Below are 16450 nucleotides of genomic sequence, written 5' to 3'. Positions count from 1 at the left end.
CAACAACTCCCGGTGTAGCGAAACCATCCGGGGAAACTTGCGATTTCCCGAGGATGAATGTTTAACTCTTATCACAAAACTATGAAAAAAAAACGAACGGGCACGTGGTTCCCGTTAAAAAAATCACGTGCGAAAATTTTAATGGTTATGAAATTGACTTTTTTATTGATGTGTGGTTTTGTCTTTTCGCTTTCTGCGTCCGTGCGGGCACAGGATCAGATGGTGACACTGAAAGTCGAGGGGATGCCTTTTACCAAGGTAATCTCTGAACTGAAACGGCAGACACAACTGGATTTCTTTTACAGTTTTGACGAGGTGGACGTGAATCAAGCGATCTCGCTCAACGTGAAAAATGCGAAAGTTGATGAGGTATTACGGCAAATGCTAGGGAGAAGATTCACGTGGGAATATGTTGACAAAATGGTTATTATTAAACCTGTGGCGGGTTCGGATGAGCCGGAGAAAAAGTCTGTTCGTTTGAAAGGGTTCGTGTATGACACGAAAAAACAGCCGATACCGGGTGTAACGGTAAAAGTATCCGGCTTGGCGTTAGGGACCTCAACGAATGTGGATGGATGGTTTGTTTTGGATTTGCCTATGGTAAAAGGAACTTTGGAGTTCTCTTTTATCGGTTTTAAAAGGGAAACACTTGATTTTTTCGAGAGAATGGCAAAAGATACTCTTCGTATCACATTGAAAGAAGAGAGTCAAGAACTGGAAGAAACGGTTGTCGTGGCTTTCGGAACCCAGAAGAAAGAGAGCGTGGTGGCTTCTATTACGACGGTTGATGCAAAAACATTGAAATCTTCGAGTAGTGATCTAACCACCCAATTCGCCGGAAAGATTCCCGGGATGATCGCTTGGCAGACAGGAGGACTTCCGGGTGCGTTGACGGAGGAAGAGATGAACACGAAATTCTACATTCGCGGTATTACCTCTTTCCAGACGAATGCGAACATCGATCCTTTAATTTTGATTGACGGGGTGGAATCTTCCAAATTGGATTTGTCCCGAATGGCTCCGGAAGACATCGAGAGTTTTTCCGTGTTGAAAGATGCTTCTGCTACCGCCATGTACGGTGCCCGCGGAGCGAATGGTGTTATTTTGATTACCACGAAAAAAGGAGAAGAGGGGAATGTTTATACCTCAGTGCGTTATGAAGCTATTGCTTCTATGCCGACGAGGAAAATTGATGTGGTAGATCCAAAGACTTATATGCGGATGTATAATCAGGCCTTATTGACTCGGAATCCGAGCGCGATGCCCCAGTATAGCGTGGAGCGCATCGAGCGTACGGGATCGCCGAATTATCCGTCTTGGGTTTATCCTGCCAATGATTGGTATAAAATAATGTTTAAAGATTATTCCGTTAACCATCACATGGGGTTGAACCTTAGAGGAGGTTCTCAACGGATGCAATATTACTCCTCTTTAAACTGGAATCATGACGAGGGAATGTTGAAAACCGATCGGTTGAATCAATTTGATTGCAATATCAAAAACAACACGTTTGTGTTCCGTACGAATTTGAATATCGATTTGACAACCGGGATACGTTTGTTTATCAACACGGCGGCTTCCTACGATACGTATCATGGTCCTCACGTGGATATGACGGATGCTTATTACCAAGCGTTTAACGCTACTCCTGTGGATTTTGCCCCGACTTATCCCGGGGATGAAGCCTATAGTTGGCCGCATATCAGATTTGGAGCCGTAAACCTACAGTCTGTGAATCCCTATATGTCTCTTCATGAGGGGTATGTTGAGAGAGAACGATATTCTGCGACGATAAGAGCGGAATATATTCACGATTTGTCTTCTGTGCTCAAAGGGTTGGAATTGCGCGGCAGTATGTCCTTGAATAAAGAAGGATTCTTTTCTAATCCTTATACCACGGAGCCTTTTCGGTATAGGTTGAGTGATTATGATTTTGAAACAGGAGAGCATGAGTTGAGCGTGGTAAGAGAGGGCAAGAGAACTTTGACATATAATACGATGTCTACTAAACGTGCGAGTACTCAATCTACTCAAATCAGTTATGAGGTCCGTGGGCTGCATACGGCTGCGTGGGATGAGCACCAGACGAGTGTAACGGCAGTGTTAGCTTTGCAGGAAAATAAAACTTCGGCAGTGACCTCTGTTTTAGACGGTATTCCGCAAAGGAACATGAGTTTTTCAATGAGAGGCTCCTATGGTTTTAGAGATAAGTATTTCGTGGAAGGTAGTTTCGGTTATAACGGTTCAGAGCGTTTTGATGCCGGGCATCGATGGGGATTCTTTCCCGCGGTAGGAGCGGCTTGGGTCGCTTCTTCCGAACCATTCTTGGCTGATCTCACCTCGCATTGGTTATCATTCTTGAAATTCCGTTTGTCTTGGGGAGAAGTGGGGAATGATGGTGTCATCACATCTCCGCGTTTTGCTCATCTTCCTTTAATTACAACTACCGATATAGCGGACCCGAGACCCAACGAACGTATGACTTCCAGATATGTAATAAGTTCTTATCCGAATAGTAAAATTCAGTGGGAGATAGCTGAACAAATAAACTTGGGCGTGGAAATGAAATTGTTCGGTGGAATCTTGGAAGCGAATGCGGATTTCTATCAAGAGATTCGCCATAATATTTTGGACTATCGCCGGACGGTTCCCTCTTCTGTCGGTTTGGAGGAATACCAGTTGGCAAACGTGGGGAATACGCGTTCCCGGGGGATTGACTTGGCGGGAAAAATCCAACATGCTTTCTCCAATGATTTCTGGGTAATTTTTAACGGTACGTTTACTTACAATAAAGCGGTTTATTTGAAAATAGAGGAAGCTGTCGATAAGCCGGATTGGCAACGGAAAAAAGGGCATGAAATCTCGCAACGAGTGGGATATATTGCGGAAGGGTTGTTCCGGGACCAGACAGAAATCGACAATTCTCCTCGTCAAGGAGGAAAGGTGATGCCGGGAGATATTCGCTACCGGGATTTGAATAATGACGGTGTGATCGACGTGAACGATGCCACGCATATCGGTTTCCCGGAAACGCCGCGGGTGATTTACGGTTTCAGTGGTTTTATCAACTACAAAAATTTTGAATTTAGCTTTGCGTTCCAAGGTTCGGGTAAAAGGACGTTCTTTATGGATCCCATGCAAATCGGTCCTTTTACTGACGGGCGGGCGATGTTGAAAGCCATTTATGATGACCATTGGAGCGAGAGCGATATGAAAACAAATCCTTTTTGGCCTCGTCTTTCCACCTCGGCGATTAGTGCCCACAACCCGCAGGAAGATTGGGATTCCGGGGTAGAAGAGCGTAGAAGTACCTATTTTATGCGCGAGTGTAGTTTCTTGCGTTGTACGTCCATGGAGTTGGCTTACAATGTTTCCAGAAGATTTTTGGAAAGATTTAGAATACAGAACGTGAAGCTCTATGCTAGGGTAAACAATCCGTTTTTGATCACGAATTTTAAAGTTTGGGATGTAGAGTTAGGATCAAACGGTTTTAATTACCCGATCCAAAGAACGTTCTCCTTGGGATTGAATGTAAGTTTCTAATCTAATTTTTTGAGAGATGAAATATTTAATAATACTTTTTTTATTTTTCTCCTTGTCATTTTCCGGTTGTGATTACTTGGATGCGGTGCCGGAGAAAGATATTCAGACAGTCGAGACGATTTTTGAAACACGAAGTTCTGCCGATTCTTGGATAACAGGATTATACGGGCAGATATTGAGAAATACCACGGATTGGGGGGTAAATGTAAGTTTTTTCGGTGCAGATGAATTTACGGCGGGTATTGCGACGATGGATGAACCGTATCGAAAACGGGAATACCGATGGCAAGGTTTCAAAGTAGCTGAGGGTTTGCAGATGTCACAGGAGCCCTATGGAAATGTTTGGGATAAAGGGAAAGATTATGAGGTTTCTTATTATGCAACGATTCGTTCCTGTAACGTGTTTTTAGATAATATCGATAGGGTATATAACATGAAAGAGATCGAGAAAAAGCAGTGGGGAGCTGAAGTGAAGGCGTTGAAAGCTTATCTTTATTTCGAATTGGTACGTCATTACGGACCGATTGTGTTGGTACCTCATAATCTGGATGTAGCGGAGGATTCCAAGCATTTGCAACAACCGCGGGCACACGTGGATACCTGTTTTAAAGCGATCGTGAATTTGCTTGATGAGGCGATAGAAGACGGTATATTGCCTTTGGCTGACAAACCTGTTACCCGCCGCGCCTATTTTAGCAAGGAATCAGTATTGGCTTTTAAAGCGCGGGTATTACTTTACGCGGCATCTCCGCTTTTCAACGGGAATGCGTTTTATTCCGATTTCAGGGGTAAAAATGGAGAACCTTTATTCAGTGCTCCGCCTGCCGATCCGGAAAAGTGGCGTTTCGCGGCGGAAGCGGCGGATGAAGCCGTGCGGGAATGTGAAAATGCCGGATATGGATTGTACATGGGTGGTGGCGGTCAAGGGTCGGAATTGTTAAATCACATGTACAACGTGGAAAATAGCGTACACGGGCAGTTTAAGAATTCGGAAATTTTGTTGGAGTGGAAAGATGGTTATTATTTTGAGTTGATTCTTCCTTTGTTGGATGCAAATGGTGCGTACGGAAACCATTGGAATCAAAATGCCAGAGGAGCGGTGAGTCCGTCCATGAAAATGGTGGAGATGTATTACACGGAAAATGGATTGCCGATAGATGTTGACAACACGTGGAATTATTCCAATCGTTACAAGATGGCGAGGGAAACTGACCGGAAATATCTGGATGTCGTGGAGCGTGACGAAGACGTGTTACAATTGCATTTACGCAGGGAACCTCGTTTTTATGCCAATATTGCGGCGGATCGTACATATTGGCAGCGCGGACCTGCTGCCGATGATAATTTGCTGGTGGAGGCTCGTAAAGGAGAAGAATTCGGTATGAAACAGGATATCATTTCCAGTACGGATCACCAGAATATGAACGGTTATTATTTGAAAAAGTTCCTTTATTCCAATATAGGTACGCAAGCTTATGAGTCGGGAGATAATGAGACGACGCCTATCATCCGTATGGCTGAATTATACATGATTCAAGCAGAGGCGTGGAACGAGTACGAAGGACCTAGTAACAAGGTGTACGACCCCTTGAACAAGGTTCGTAAACGCGCGGGAATTTTAGATATACAGACGGCATGGAAATCCTATTCTCGCGATCCCGGTAGAATCGACTCGAAAGTCGGCATGCGGCAAATTATTCAGCAGGAGTGGAATATCGAGTTTGCTTTCGAGGGACATCGTTTCTGGAACGTGCGCCGTTGGCTTACGGCTACCGAGGAATTGAACCATGCGCAACTGGGATGGAACGTGCTGGGTACAACGGCAGAGCAGTTTTACAATCATTATCAGGGACCTGGAGAGTTGCCTGTCGGGAAATGTAAATTTACAGCCCCGCGCGACTATTTGTTCCCGATAAAGGCAGAGGAGGTATTAATCTCCAGTGTTGTACAGAATCCGGGTTGGTAACAAAATAATTAAAAAAATCATGATGAGGAATATATTATTAATATTATTGTTAGTTGGAGGGCTGTTTGCCTGCAACGATGATGATGTGAATGTATTCGATGTGGTAATTCCCGAAGAAAACATTCATTTTACGCCGATTTCCGGCGGGGCGGTTATGCACTATAAGTTACCGCGGGAATCGGATATTTTTGCGATTAACGTGCGTTACACGGATGCGCAAGGAGAAGAGGTGCTGAAAGTGGGTGGATATGGAGTGGATTCATTGATCGTGGATGGTTTCAACGAGAGGCGCACAGGGATCCCAGCTCGGGTGTCGTTGGTGAACCATCGTGACGAAGAATCGGCAGCTACACACGTGACTTTCGACACGGAAGATTCGGCTCCTTATGCTTTCTTCGAGAATGTGAAAGTCGAATCTTACTGGGGAGGTTTTCAGGTTATGTATCAAATGCCCCAAAACGTGTCCGGTATGGCGCATGTGTTTTACGAGGGAATAAACCCTTTGACTAAATTGTCTGACACGATTCTGGTAACTTCATTTCCGCTTGTGAAAGGTGGCGACACCTTGTTGCTTCAAGTGAAACAAAGTGCAGAAGCTTACACGGTGATTGTTCGTACCGAAGATTACCGGGGCTATCGCGTGAAACAGAAGGTGTGGACTGACATTGCGGCTTACACTTTGGAAAAAGTAGGTTTAACTCCGTCGGAATTTATTGATCCTTACAATCTTGCGATCAAAGATGCCGAGGACAAAGCCGGGGTAGAATACCTCTTTGACGGGGACATGAAGGGAGAACAGCGCTTGAATAGTTCTAGATGGCAAGATGTGTTCACTTTTGTGGCGGGACCTAATGCGATTGGAAAACCTTTTATTATTGATCTGAAGGAAGATAAAGTGCCAGCGGGAGTTCGAATATATGGAATATTGAATACCGGGGGAAGTTTCTCGGGATTATCTTATCCTTATTACGAGCCACAATCTTCTTTGGGGCCGATCTGGAGATCCTTCTATTATACGAAACTCCCTTGTGAGGTTTCCGTGTTCGGGGGGAATGACGAAGACGGGGACGATGCCTCTTGGACGAAATTAGGAACTTTTTCTCAAAGTCCTCGTTTAGCTTTGGAAGAGAGATGGATTGAACGTTGTGAATCTAATTCCTATCGCTATAACAATACAGACTTGTTGGCAGCCGCTGATCCTGCCTATCTCGAGATTATGTTTCCTGCTTTGCCGACAAGGTATCGTTATCTGAAAATCGTGGTGGACGACACGTTTGAGCCGACGATTGGCCCTGTAAATCAAAATTCCAGCGGTTATGTGACCATGCATGAATTGGAAGTTTTTGTAAAGAAAGATTAAGTTAATTATGAAAGGAAAAAGATATATAACGTGCTTGTTGGCAGTCGTGGTGATGCTGGCGAGTTGTAGTGAAAGTCTGGAAGAGACTTATGAAGATTATGCCGGGGACGGAAAAATTCGTTACGTGGGTAAATGTTCGGGGCTTGCTGTGATTCCCGGTTGGAAAAGGCTTACCGCGAAATGGAAGAATAGTCAGGATGTAACTATCGAGAATATTAAAGTGCTTTGGAGCACTTCGGACCTGCGGGATTCCGTTTTGTTACCTGCTGTCGATACTTCCTGTGATATTCGGAATTTGGAAAACGGAACCTATAGGGTTGATGTTTGTTCCGTGGATAAAAATGGTAGAACCTCTTTGGTGGAAACAATGTATGGGAGACCTTACACGGAAGAACATGAGGTGGTGCGTACTTTTACTAGGGGAATCACGAAGTTTTACAAAATCGGTAATAATTTGGCGTTCTTCTTGGATAGTTGGAGTGACAATATCGAAGCCATAACACTCCATTATACGGGAACAAACCAGAATGCCGTGGATTATCCCTTGACTAGAGAGGTATTCAATCAACAGTTTGTAGTCTTGGGAGATGTGGACACAAGTAAGCCGATCACGGTGAAGCGTAGCGGGAAATTGGAGGGATGTCCCGATCTTATTCTATTCGAGGATTATGAACTCGAGGATGAGTTAAATGTTTCTTCTGATTTTAAATACGTGATGCAATGGCGTTACGGGTTACAAGACCGAACGGAAGAACAACTTCGGGATTTCAGACATTTCTTGGATACGGTGAAAGTGTTGGAGTTCGATTATGACATGACAACTTTCGAGGATATTCTTTATTGCAAAAATTTGCAGAAGGTTGTGTTAGGAAAGAATCGTTATTTGCACCCTGAGTATCGGTTTAGTAGGCTGGCGGAGATGAGTACCCTTCGAGAGGAACGTCGCAGCATTCGTGCGTTAAATGCGGTTAGCGAATTGCTTGGTGTGACAATCGAGCGTTACAATACCCACTATTTCAAAGGATTTAGTAAGCCCACTAATATGGTGGAGATGGGTAATCCGGGAGTACCGGATTTAGAATTTATTCCCGTGTCAATGATCGATACGATAACAGATTCGCAGGAAGTAGATTCTTTCGATTCCAGCTTAGAGAGTCTTATAGACAATGATCCTTCCACGTGGTGGGAACCCATGGTATCGCCTCTTTTGCGCTCCCACGAGATTGTCATTGCTTTAAAAGAAGCACAGGTGGTAAATGGGGTTAAAGTCGCTCAAAAAACGATAGATCCCTCAATGGATAGGATATCCCAGTATTATATGCCTAAATTGATCAGGCTGCAATATTCTTCGGATCAAGTTATTTGGACGGATGTCACGTTCATCAGCGAGAATATCCTCGGGAATGGTTCGGGAGAAATTACCTTGTTCCCTATGAAGGAGCCGAAAGAAATAAAATACCTGAAAGTCATTGTCGACGACCAATTAAACACGAACGTGTATAATGTCGCCTTGGCGGATATTTCTTTGTATTAATATCGTGTCGGTGCGTCAAAATAGATATTTTTATTTTCGAGATACCTATATTTGACGCACCTTCATGTTATAAATGAGTAGATTATGACACGAGGTATTATATTTAGAAAAGTCGTGTTTGTTCTTCTATTGTGTATATGTGTGGCAGGTTCGCTTCAGGGATCGTCAAGAGTATGGGATTTGATTATCGTGGAAAACGACACGTTTTACATGGATCGTACTGCCTTGACTGGAAAGCAGATTCAACTCGTGAGGAAACGTATCAATAATCAAGTCGGAGAACAGGGCACGGGAAGTTGGCATGAATGGCGAGTTTTTCAAAGCTTATGGAGATTGGAACAGGACAAATTATACTTGGAGGCAATACGAATTAATTTGTCCGATGATCCTTGGGGGACGTTCGATTTGTCAGGCATTTTTGATGCTTACGTGAAGAAGGGACGGATCGAGGCTTCTTGGTATTCCGGGGAGTTTCGGGTGTTGGACGGGGAACTCGTGTGGCCGGGATGGTTGGACGTGTTACATGAACGTGAAACCCTTTACACGTTTCGGAAGGGAAAAGTGATAGAGAAAAAGGAGTTCCATAACTCGTTGAAAAAAGCGGTACTCAAGTCTACCGAAACTTGGTATCATATTTTTAATTCAAGGGAATTGCCGTGGGAGGAAGACATGGAACTTATCGTGTTCGTTTACCCGCGAGAGGATGGTTCGTTGGACTCCGTGAAAGTTTTTAAAGAGATTTTTCAACGAAACAGAGAACTTTTAAGTGACGATAGCCCGTTTGTCGAAGAGGTGAAAGCATGTGTATCTTTAATTCCTGATTGGGACGTGTTGGTCGTGGATGATCGAATACGTCCCGTCGTGTTGAGAATGAGTGAGTGTGATGAAGCTCGTTTTTTCGTGTCGGATACTTGGAAGGCGCATCGTTATCAATTGGATACGCTTATGGTCAATAGTGAGGAGTATAGTATGTTAGCTTACCTCTTGCCCTTGGATCAACGTTTTTTTATTACCTCGCTGCGGGAACATCTGAAAGGTTCATTCACGCGGGAGAATTTCCGGGGGTACAGGGCTCGTTGGAAACTGGAAGATAATCAACTTTTTTTGACAGAAATTCGGAACGCTCGAACGAATGAAATTATCCCCTTGTCTGCTTTTGATCCCGGCAACGAAAATGAGGCTATACTTGCGAGTTGGTACACGGGTGAGTTGAGTGTGCGGGCGGGAGAACCCGTGTATGACCTCTATGGGGTGAAAGACGTGTATGAAAAGGAAATCGTGTTCCAGTTGGCGAAAGGTCGTGTTGTCTGTCGTGCTATTTTTGATAACGATGTTCATCGAGGTGACACGGTCGCCCAGAACCTTTGTGATCGGGAAATAGAGACGGCATTTCGAGAGCAGTTCCCCGAGTGGAAAGGCTATGAAATATCCACTCGTTTTACGATCGTTCCCCGACCTGACGGTACGCTTGCGAACGTTAAATATGATGGTATATCAATATGGAAAAAAGAGGAACCGGATAATGTTACGACAATTAACGACCTGGATCATCCCTGTATGAAACTCATTCGTGAAGCGGTGAAACGGGTTCCACGTTGGGAAGTTCGTATCATTCGCGGGAATTTGCAATCGTTAGAGTGGCAAACAAGAACACGTTTGTAAAAATGGACGATAGAAAATGTTGAAATTTAAATTTGAAAAATGAAAATGATGAAGTGGATTTTATTCTTTTTGCTGTTCTTTTGTTGTTATGGTTGTTCGGATAACAATAACATGATTTTGGATGAAGAGGAACTGCTTGCAAGAAGTATTGAAAGTCGTGGAGCCGCTTTTCCAAGGTGGAAGATATTTGTATTTAGAACCGGTAGTTTTGGTAATTCCTCTCAAAGTGCGTGTAATTCAGAAGAACGTAATATTTTTTATTATTTTGCCCCCGTGGTGTTTAAAGAATACTCTATACAAGAGTACTTATTGAAGCAATTTGAAGTTAAATCAATTCCGATTGAGGTTGGAATGGCAGAAATGAGTTACTTGGCGGAGAGTTATTATGAACCCTACAGAAAAGCTATTTTTTTTAAAGACCTGGATTGTATAAAGGTTTATAACATAGAACATGAATTTTTGCATGCAGTTCAACATCTATTGCTAGGGTATTCCATGTTGGGTTCCTCCGGGAAAAGAAGTTACGAGTACGAGGCATATATGGCGATGGATTTACTAAAATGTATTTCTTCTGGAAGAAAACTAACTCCCGATGAAATTTCCGGAAATCCGGGAAAGGAGAAAACGGAAGAATACGTGACAATGCTCTATGAGTTAACGCAATTGAATGGCAAGAATAAATGGGGGGATTTACGATTTAAATTTAATGAATGGATTGAAACTTGGCCGGGATATACGAATGAAACCAAAATAGGAAACTTTGAGCCTCGTTTACTCTATTATATTTTAGATGTTCATTATAAAAGAATAACCCCAATAATAATCAAAAAATAAGACAATGAAAAAAATATTTTTATTACTTGTTTCTGTATTCATAGTTCTTGGCGTGTCGGCGCAAGAACTTGATATTAAGAAAGAATACAGCATTCATGACTATCAAAATAACCCGACTCTTTTAAAAAGTATAAAAGAGAGGAGCGGTGGTGTCGTTTATATAAAAGATACTTGTAAATCAATTCGTGCTCAAGCGAATGCCTGGTATAATTTTGATTATAATGATGAATTTAACCCTCTGCGAATTGCTTTTGACAAGGCTGGTGATAAGACAAGGATAGCGTTAGCCCGACGAGTGCCGAAAGATATCTTGCAAATTCTGAAACAACATTTGGAGAAGAAAAGGAAACTTCAAGCATTTTTTATTAATATTTATTTTGATAAAAAAGGGAATATTTCGTCCTTGGGATTTATCCTTTCCGAGGAAATTTACGAGCAAATGAGCGAAGAGCAGATAAAAAGGCTTTACCGTGAAATCAAGAAAGAAAAAATTGCACTTGCTGAATTTTATAATTTCACGGAAAACAGAACGGTCGCTAGTGTGGGAGCTGATATTTTCTGGTTAATCGAGAAAGGTAAGTTGAAACTTCCGAAATAAAAGGCAGACTCTTTGAAATACGGATTTTGATTTCTCCTTGTGATACGAGCCATAAATTTGATAAAAAACACCGCTATGGATAGAATCGAATATTATTAACGAAAAAATGAAAGAGTTGAATTAAAAATAGTAAAATAATCATGAAAAAAATCGTGTTAATTTTGATATCGTTTGTTTCGGCTATCGTTTGTAAAGCCCAAGATGGTTATCAAATCAGTGGGCGAATAGACGGGATACCGGATGGAACACTTTTGCTTATAAGTGAAGAAAGCGGTAAGCCGGATACGTTAGCGACAACCCGTGTCACGGGGGGAGCGTTCGTGTTTACCGGGAAAGTGAATACTTTCGTGGCAGCTTATATTGTAGCAACGGGACAAGAAATTATGATCCCCTTGATACTTGAAAACACCACGTTTATGCTTAACGTGAGTGGGAATCGGGCGTTGATAAAAGGAGGCGAGCAACAAGAGATTTTTACACGATTCAACAAGCTCAATATGGATTTATTGCGGGCGCAAGAATTGATTCAACAAGAATATCGTCAGGCTGAGCAGGCAAATGACCGTCAACAACTCGAGGCGTTAAACATCCGGTTGGAAGAAGCTATTGCCGAGGCTCGACAAAAAGAAGACGAGTTGCTAAAACAACATGCAAACACGTATGTTGCCGCCTATGTTGTTGCTGCCGGGGCTTCACGGTTGGAGTTGGATGCACTCCGGGAAAGATACGCCCTGTTGGGTGATGAGGCGAAAAACACTGTACCGGGGCGTTCCGTGGCGGCGTTGATCTCCACGTGGGAAAACATCAAGGAGGGAAACGTTGCCCCGGATTTCACGGTGGTTTCCCTGCAAGGTGACTCGCTTTCCCTTCGCCCGGTAAAAGGTAAGTTGAAATTGTTACATTTTTGGACATCGTATGATCCTGTCTGCCGTCGGGATAACGTGAATATCCTCAATCTTTACCAGCGCTTCCACTTGAAAGGATTGGAAATTATTAGCGTGTCGAGGGATGAAAACGAGCAGGCGTGGATGAAGGCCATAAACACGGATGGGATGTTTTGGAAAAACGGTCTGGATCAGGAGGCTCGAGTTTTTCATCTTTACGGGGTGAAAGCGCTTCCTTACACGATATTGTTGGATGAGGAGAATCGCATCATTGCTAAAAATCTTGAAAACAAAGTTCTTCAAAAGAAAATCAACGAGTTGTTAAAGAAAAAATAATATCAAGATTACTCGTTTTTATTCAGCCGGGGTACCTCTTTTGTGCGTGAAGGGAGTGTATACCCCGGCTTTTTCGTGGAGATATATAAAATCTATCGGGATGGTCATTTCATGAAACCTAACACTTGATAATCATGGAAAACAGATACATCCCGGGGACGGGAAACACGTCCGCGACAGAAAACGCTGTTGCGGAGATAATAGATTTCAAAAAAGACCGGCTCTTCGTTTGGAATAAAGATTCTTATGACCGGGTTTTTCACGCGGAAATCCTTTGGTTGGAAGCCAGTCGTAATTATTGTTGCATGCACTTGAAGGATCGCCCGAAAATTCTTGTCGGGCACCCGCTGTTAACCCTCGAAAAAGGTCTTCCGGCGGGACTGTTCACGCGAGTGCATTGCGGTTACATGGTGAATTTGGAGCACGTGGAACGTGTACGGGGGAACACGATTTATATCGGCAAACAGGAAATCCCGCTAGGACAACCCTATCGGGAGGGCTTTCTCGCCCGTTTCCATTTTTTAGGAAGCGTGAAGGGCTTGCACAAGTAGAGAGGAACACGCTTAAGTAACATTATTTATAAACCGTTTCGTGGAATGGCTGTTCCGGTTTGGCTGTTCGGTCAGTTGAACGGGACGGGGGAGCAGTGGATCGGGCGTGTGGGATAAATTAGTTGCGCGTGGTGTGTGGGCGTACTATTTTTGTCGTGTAATCAAAAATTAAACGATATGGAATTATTATTTGACAGGACTAAAGAACAAGAGAGGGGCCCGGGGAGAACAAGGCGAAGAGGAGGCGGGGAAAGGGCGAGAACAAGCCACAACTCCGGCACAACTCCAACACGGGTATTGTACAACATCTTGCCGGACAAGCGTGGCACGGTCGTTATCGTGATCGTGTATCCTTGGCCGGGCTTTATCTCTTCCCGTCCGCTTTTTGCACGTGGCGGGAATCAAGTAAAAACAATTTATTCACTTAAAAATGCAGGATGATGGCAGAAATAAGCAGTATTTTCAAGATTAAAGGGCGAATCGGTAACACGATTTTTAGCGGACGGAACGGCAAGTATTACGCCCGGGCAGTACCGGCATCGGTGAGCAACCCGAACACGGAGAAACAACAGGCGGTTCGTGATCGCTTCCGGGTGGCGGTTCGTTTTTACCAGCGTTTGAAAGAAACACCCTTGGACGAGGTTTGGCGTCGTTCCGGCAAGAACGCTAAACTCACGGGGTTCGCCCTGTTCATGAGGGAAAACCTGAAAATGTTTGATCACCGGGGTAAAATTGTCGATTATGACGGTTTGCGCCTTGCAACGGGAAACCGGGACGGGGTGTACGACTTGTCGGCTTCCGTGGACGACGGGAACCGGGTAACCCTTCGCTGGGCGGGTGCCGACGATAGTGCATACTTGGATCAGGATGATCGCTTGATGGTTGTCTTGTTGCGAGGCGATCGCGCGTTCTCGCCGGAAGTGGTAGAGGAAGTGCAAGTCACGCGGGGCGAGGGAATGGCCGTGTTCCCGCTATACCGGGTGAAAGATGTGCCGGTGCACGTGTATTGTTTTTTCGTGTCACCGTCGTTTTCAACTTTCTCTAACTCTCAACACGTGGTGGTATGAGCGAGGGAAGAAAACCCGTGGCGGGGATCGTCAACTCGGTCGGGGAGGTGATCGACCGCTTGACGCTCCCCGCCCGGGAGAAAAGGAAACTGGAAACAGATATCCTGCGGGTGATCGCCGAACGCGAGCGACAGCGTTTGGAGTCGAGTGCTGCCATGGTCGGGGAGGAAGCCCGGGGAAACTGGCTGCAACGCTCGTGGCGCCCGCTCGTGATGTTGATGTTTGCCGTGATTATTCTTGTCGGGACGTTCACCAGCTTGCCAATTCTGGCGGAAACCTCCCGTTTCTGGGATTTGCTGGAAATCGGGCTAGGTGGGTACGTGGTGGGTAGAAGCGGGGAGAAAATCATAGAAGCTGTCACGCGAAAACGATGTTAATTTTAGATTTTTAAATGTATAAACATGATGATTTTTAATTCTCAAATTTCAATCGTCAACCATCGGTTGACGGGGAACGGTGTGGTTCACTTGCAATGCGCGAAAAACACGCGCAAGTTGGTTGGCCCGGATATGATTGTTTTGCACTATACCGGGGGGACGAGCCCGATGTCATCGGCTCTTTTCCTGACCAGACCGGACGTGACCGCTTCGGCACATCTGGTGATCGGGCGGGAAGGGGAACTGGTTCAACTCGTGCCGTTTAATATAGAGGCGTGGCACGCGGGGAGAAGCTGGTACGCGGGACGTGCCGAGTTGAATCATTATTCAATCGGTATCGAATTGGATAACCTTGGAAAACTTCGCGTGGAAGGGAACACGTTCGTGGCGGAGTGCGGGCGGAAAGTGAAGCCGGAAGATGTACATGCCGATTGCTCGGGAGAGGAATTGACATACTGGCATCGTTACACGAGTGTACAGGTGAGGACGTTGGTCGAGGTGTGCAAGTTGCTGGAATCCAATTACCCGATCCGGGACGTGGTAGGGCACTCGGATATCACGAACCGGAAGATAGACCCGGGACCGGCGCTGGAATTCGCCTTGAGGGAAGCATTTTAGATTTATGATTTATGATTCATGTATTTTGTGATCAAGTGATTTCATTTTCAATTTTCAACTTTTAATTTTCAATTATTATGGCAGAATTTAATTCTTATTTGTTAGGTAAAGCGAGAAGGTCAGTAGGTAACATCACGTTGTGTTACACGAGAAGTAAAAACATCGCCAAAGCGAAGGTGTTTTCAAGGAAAGATAACCCGACGCCGGAGATTCTTGACCAACGGGCGAGAATGAAAGCGTTGGTATCCTTGTCCCGGAAGATTATACCCGTGATCCGGAAAGGATTCGTGGGAATCGGTAACGGAACGACCTCGAACGCCTTCGTGGCGCGAAACATGGGGGCGGTAAACGTGGACGAGAAACACGTGGGAACGGTAGATCTCGACCTGTTGAAGCTGGCCGCGGGGATACTTTACCCTCCCAAGGTCACGGTTGCGTACAGCACGGGTAGCCAGAAGTACACGTTCGAGCAAGAGATGCAAGGAGAGGAAGATGGATTCGCATTGCAGGATGACAGGGTTTACGGGGTGCTTTACGAAACGGTACTGGGGCGCGCGAGATTGGTGACCTTGCGGGACCGCGGCGAAAGTGGTAGCACGAGTTACGCGTTACCGGAGGACTGGAACAACGAAAACGTGAAGGCGTATTGCTTCGCCACGTCGAAAAACGGGCGACAAGCATCAGATAGTAGAGTCTTGACGATAGGGGAATCCTAATTTGTTTCGTTTTGCTATGCCAAGAGGGGATCGGTCAAGTAGGCCGGTTCCCTATTTTTAATAGGGATTGATGAAATATTTTAGATAATCTACTTTAGATTATCTAAAATAGATAGTCTAAAATGGATAGTGAAAAGATATTTTCATTCTTTTGTCAAAAATGAAATCGATATGAAAAGGAGTGAAGAATCCATTTTACTCGCGTGTTGGCTGAAGCTATTTTATTGAAATTTCCTGAAAAGACAAGTACCGGGAATACTTTGAGACTTGGGATGGCGTGTGGTGTTGCTTTTAAATATTTGTTTTCTAGTGTCTTGTAAAAAAGTTGAAAAATAGTGGTAAAAAAATTTGGAAAAGGGGATTTTATGCTGTTATCTTTGCACCCGCTAAACCGGAAGGGGGGG

At 44.4% G+C, this 16450-nt stretch carries 14 protein-coding genes; all 14 read left to right on the top strand.

The genetic code is table 11. The annotated features are described in order from the left end of the window. Nucleotides 1-141: 141 nt before the first annotated feature. The 14 genes from ACK8P8_RS18055 (at nt 142) to ACK8P8_RS17990 (ending at nt 16046) form a co-directional block, all read left to right on the top strand. On the top strand, nt 142-3543 hold the full coding sequence (locus ACK8P8_RS18055) for a TonB-dependent receptor (RefSeq protein ID WP_369859855.1): 3402 nt from the start codon (nt 142-144) through the stop codon (nt 3541-3543). 16 nt (nt 3544-3559) lie between these two features. Beyond that, nucleotides 3560-5509: a RagB/SusD family nutrient uptake outer membrane protein gene (locus tag ACK8P8_RS18050; protein ID WP_369859836.1), complete on the top strand. Its 1950-nt coding sequence runs from the start codon at nt 3560-3562 to the stop codon at nt 5507-5509. A 19-nt stretch (nt 5510-5528) separates the two neighbouring features. After that, nucleotides 5529-6869 carry a DUF4959 domain-containing protein gene (locus tag ACK8P8_RS18045; RefSeq protein WP_369859837.1) on the top strand — a complete coding sequence of 447 codons (1341 nt, stop codon included), beginning with the start codon at nt 5529-5531 and terminating at the stop codon, nt 6867-6869. Between the two features lie 7 nt (nt 6870-6876). Then, a complete protein-coding gene (locus ACK8P8_RS18040) occupies nt 6877-8403 on the top strand; it encodes a DUF4998 domain-containing protein (RefSeq protein WP_369859838.1) in 1527 nt (508 codons plus the stop codon). 84 nt (nt 8404-8487) lie between these two features. After that, nucleotides 8488-10065, top strand: a complete 1578-nt coding sequence (locus tag ACK8P8_RS18035; RefSeq protein ID WP_369859839.1) for a hypothetical protein — start codon at nt 8488-8490, stop codon at nt 10063-10065. A gap of 39 nt (nt 10066-10104) precedes the next feature. Continuing rightward, nucleotides 10105-10899, top strand: a complete 795-nt coding sequence (locus tag ACK8P8_RS18030) for a hypothetical protein (protein ID WP_369859840.1) — start codon at nt 10105-10107, stop codon at nt 10897-10899. A 4-nt stretch (nt 10900-10903) separates the two neighbouring features. Next, nucleotides 10904-11497, top strand: coding sequence for a hypothetical protein (locus tag ACK8P8_RS18025; protein WP_369859841.1), 594 nt, complete (start codon nt 10904-10906; stop codon nt 11495-11497). Nucleotides 11498-11637: 140 nt separating this feature from the next. Continuing rightward, nucleotides 11638-12717, top strand: a complete 1080-nt coding sequence (locus ACK8P8_RS18020) for a redoxin family protein (RefSeq protein WP_369859842.1) — start codon at nt 11638-11640, stop codon at nt 12715-12717. 134 nt (nt 12718-12851) lie between these two features. Continuing rightward, a complete protein-coding gene (locus ACK8P8_RS18015) occupies nt 12852-13268 on the top strand; it encodes a LytR/AlgR family response regulator transcription factor (protein ID WP_369859843.1) in 417 nt (138 codons plus the stop codon). A 177-nt stretch (nt 13269-13445) separates the two neighbouring features. Continuing rightward, nucleotides 13446-13709, top strand: coding sequence for a hypothetical protein (locus tag ACK8P8_RS18010; protein ID WP_369859844.1), 264 nt, complete (start codon nt 13446-13448; stop codon nt 13707-13709). Then, a complete protein-coding gene (locus ACK8P8_RS18005; RefSeq protein ID WP_369859845.1) occupies nt 13706-14335 on the top strand; it encodes a DUF6266 family protein in 630 nt (209 codons plus the stop codon). Before ACK8P8_RS18010 ends, ACK8P8_RS18005 begins: the two co-directional genes overlap by 4 nt. After that, nucleotides 14332-14712, top strand: a complete 381-nt coding sequence (locus ACK8P8_RS18000; RefSeq protein WP_369859846.1) for a 3TM-type holin — start codon at nt 14332-14334, stop codon at nt 14710-14712. Before ACK8P8_RS18005 ends, ACK8P8_RS18000 begins: the two co-directional genes overlap by 4 nt. A 24-nt stretch (nt 14713-14736) precedes the next feature. Further along, the gene (locus ACK8P8_RS17995) at nt 14737-15330 is read left to right on the top strand and encodes an N-acetylmuramoyl-L-alanine amidase (RefSeq protein WP_369859847.1); all 594 of its coding nucleotides are present in this window, start codon (nt 14737-14739) and stop codon (nt 15328-15330) included. Between the two features lie 77 nt (nt 15331-15407). After that, on the top strand, nt 15408-16046 hold the full coding sequence (locus ACK8P8_RS17990; RefSeq protein WP_099290826.1) for a hypothetical protein: 639 nt from the start codon (nt 15408-15410) through the stop codon (nt 16044-16046). The last annotated feature ends 404 nt before the right edge of the window (nt 16047-16450 follow it).

The organism is Butyricimonas muris (assembly GCF_046365375.1).
Taxonomy (GTDB): domain Bacteria; phylum Bacteroidota; class Bacteroidia; order Bacteroidales; family Marinifilaceae; genus Butyricimonas; species Butyricimonas muris.
This window is presented reverse-complemented; position numbering and strand designations above follow the sequence as displayed.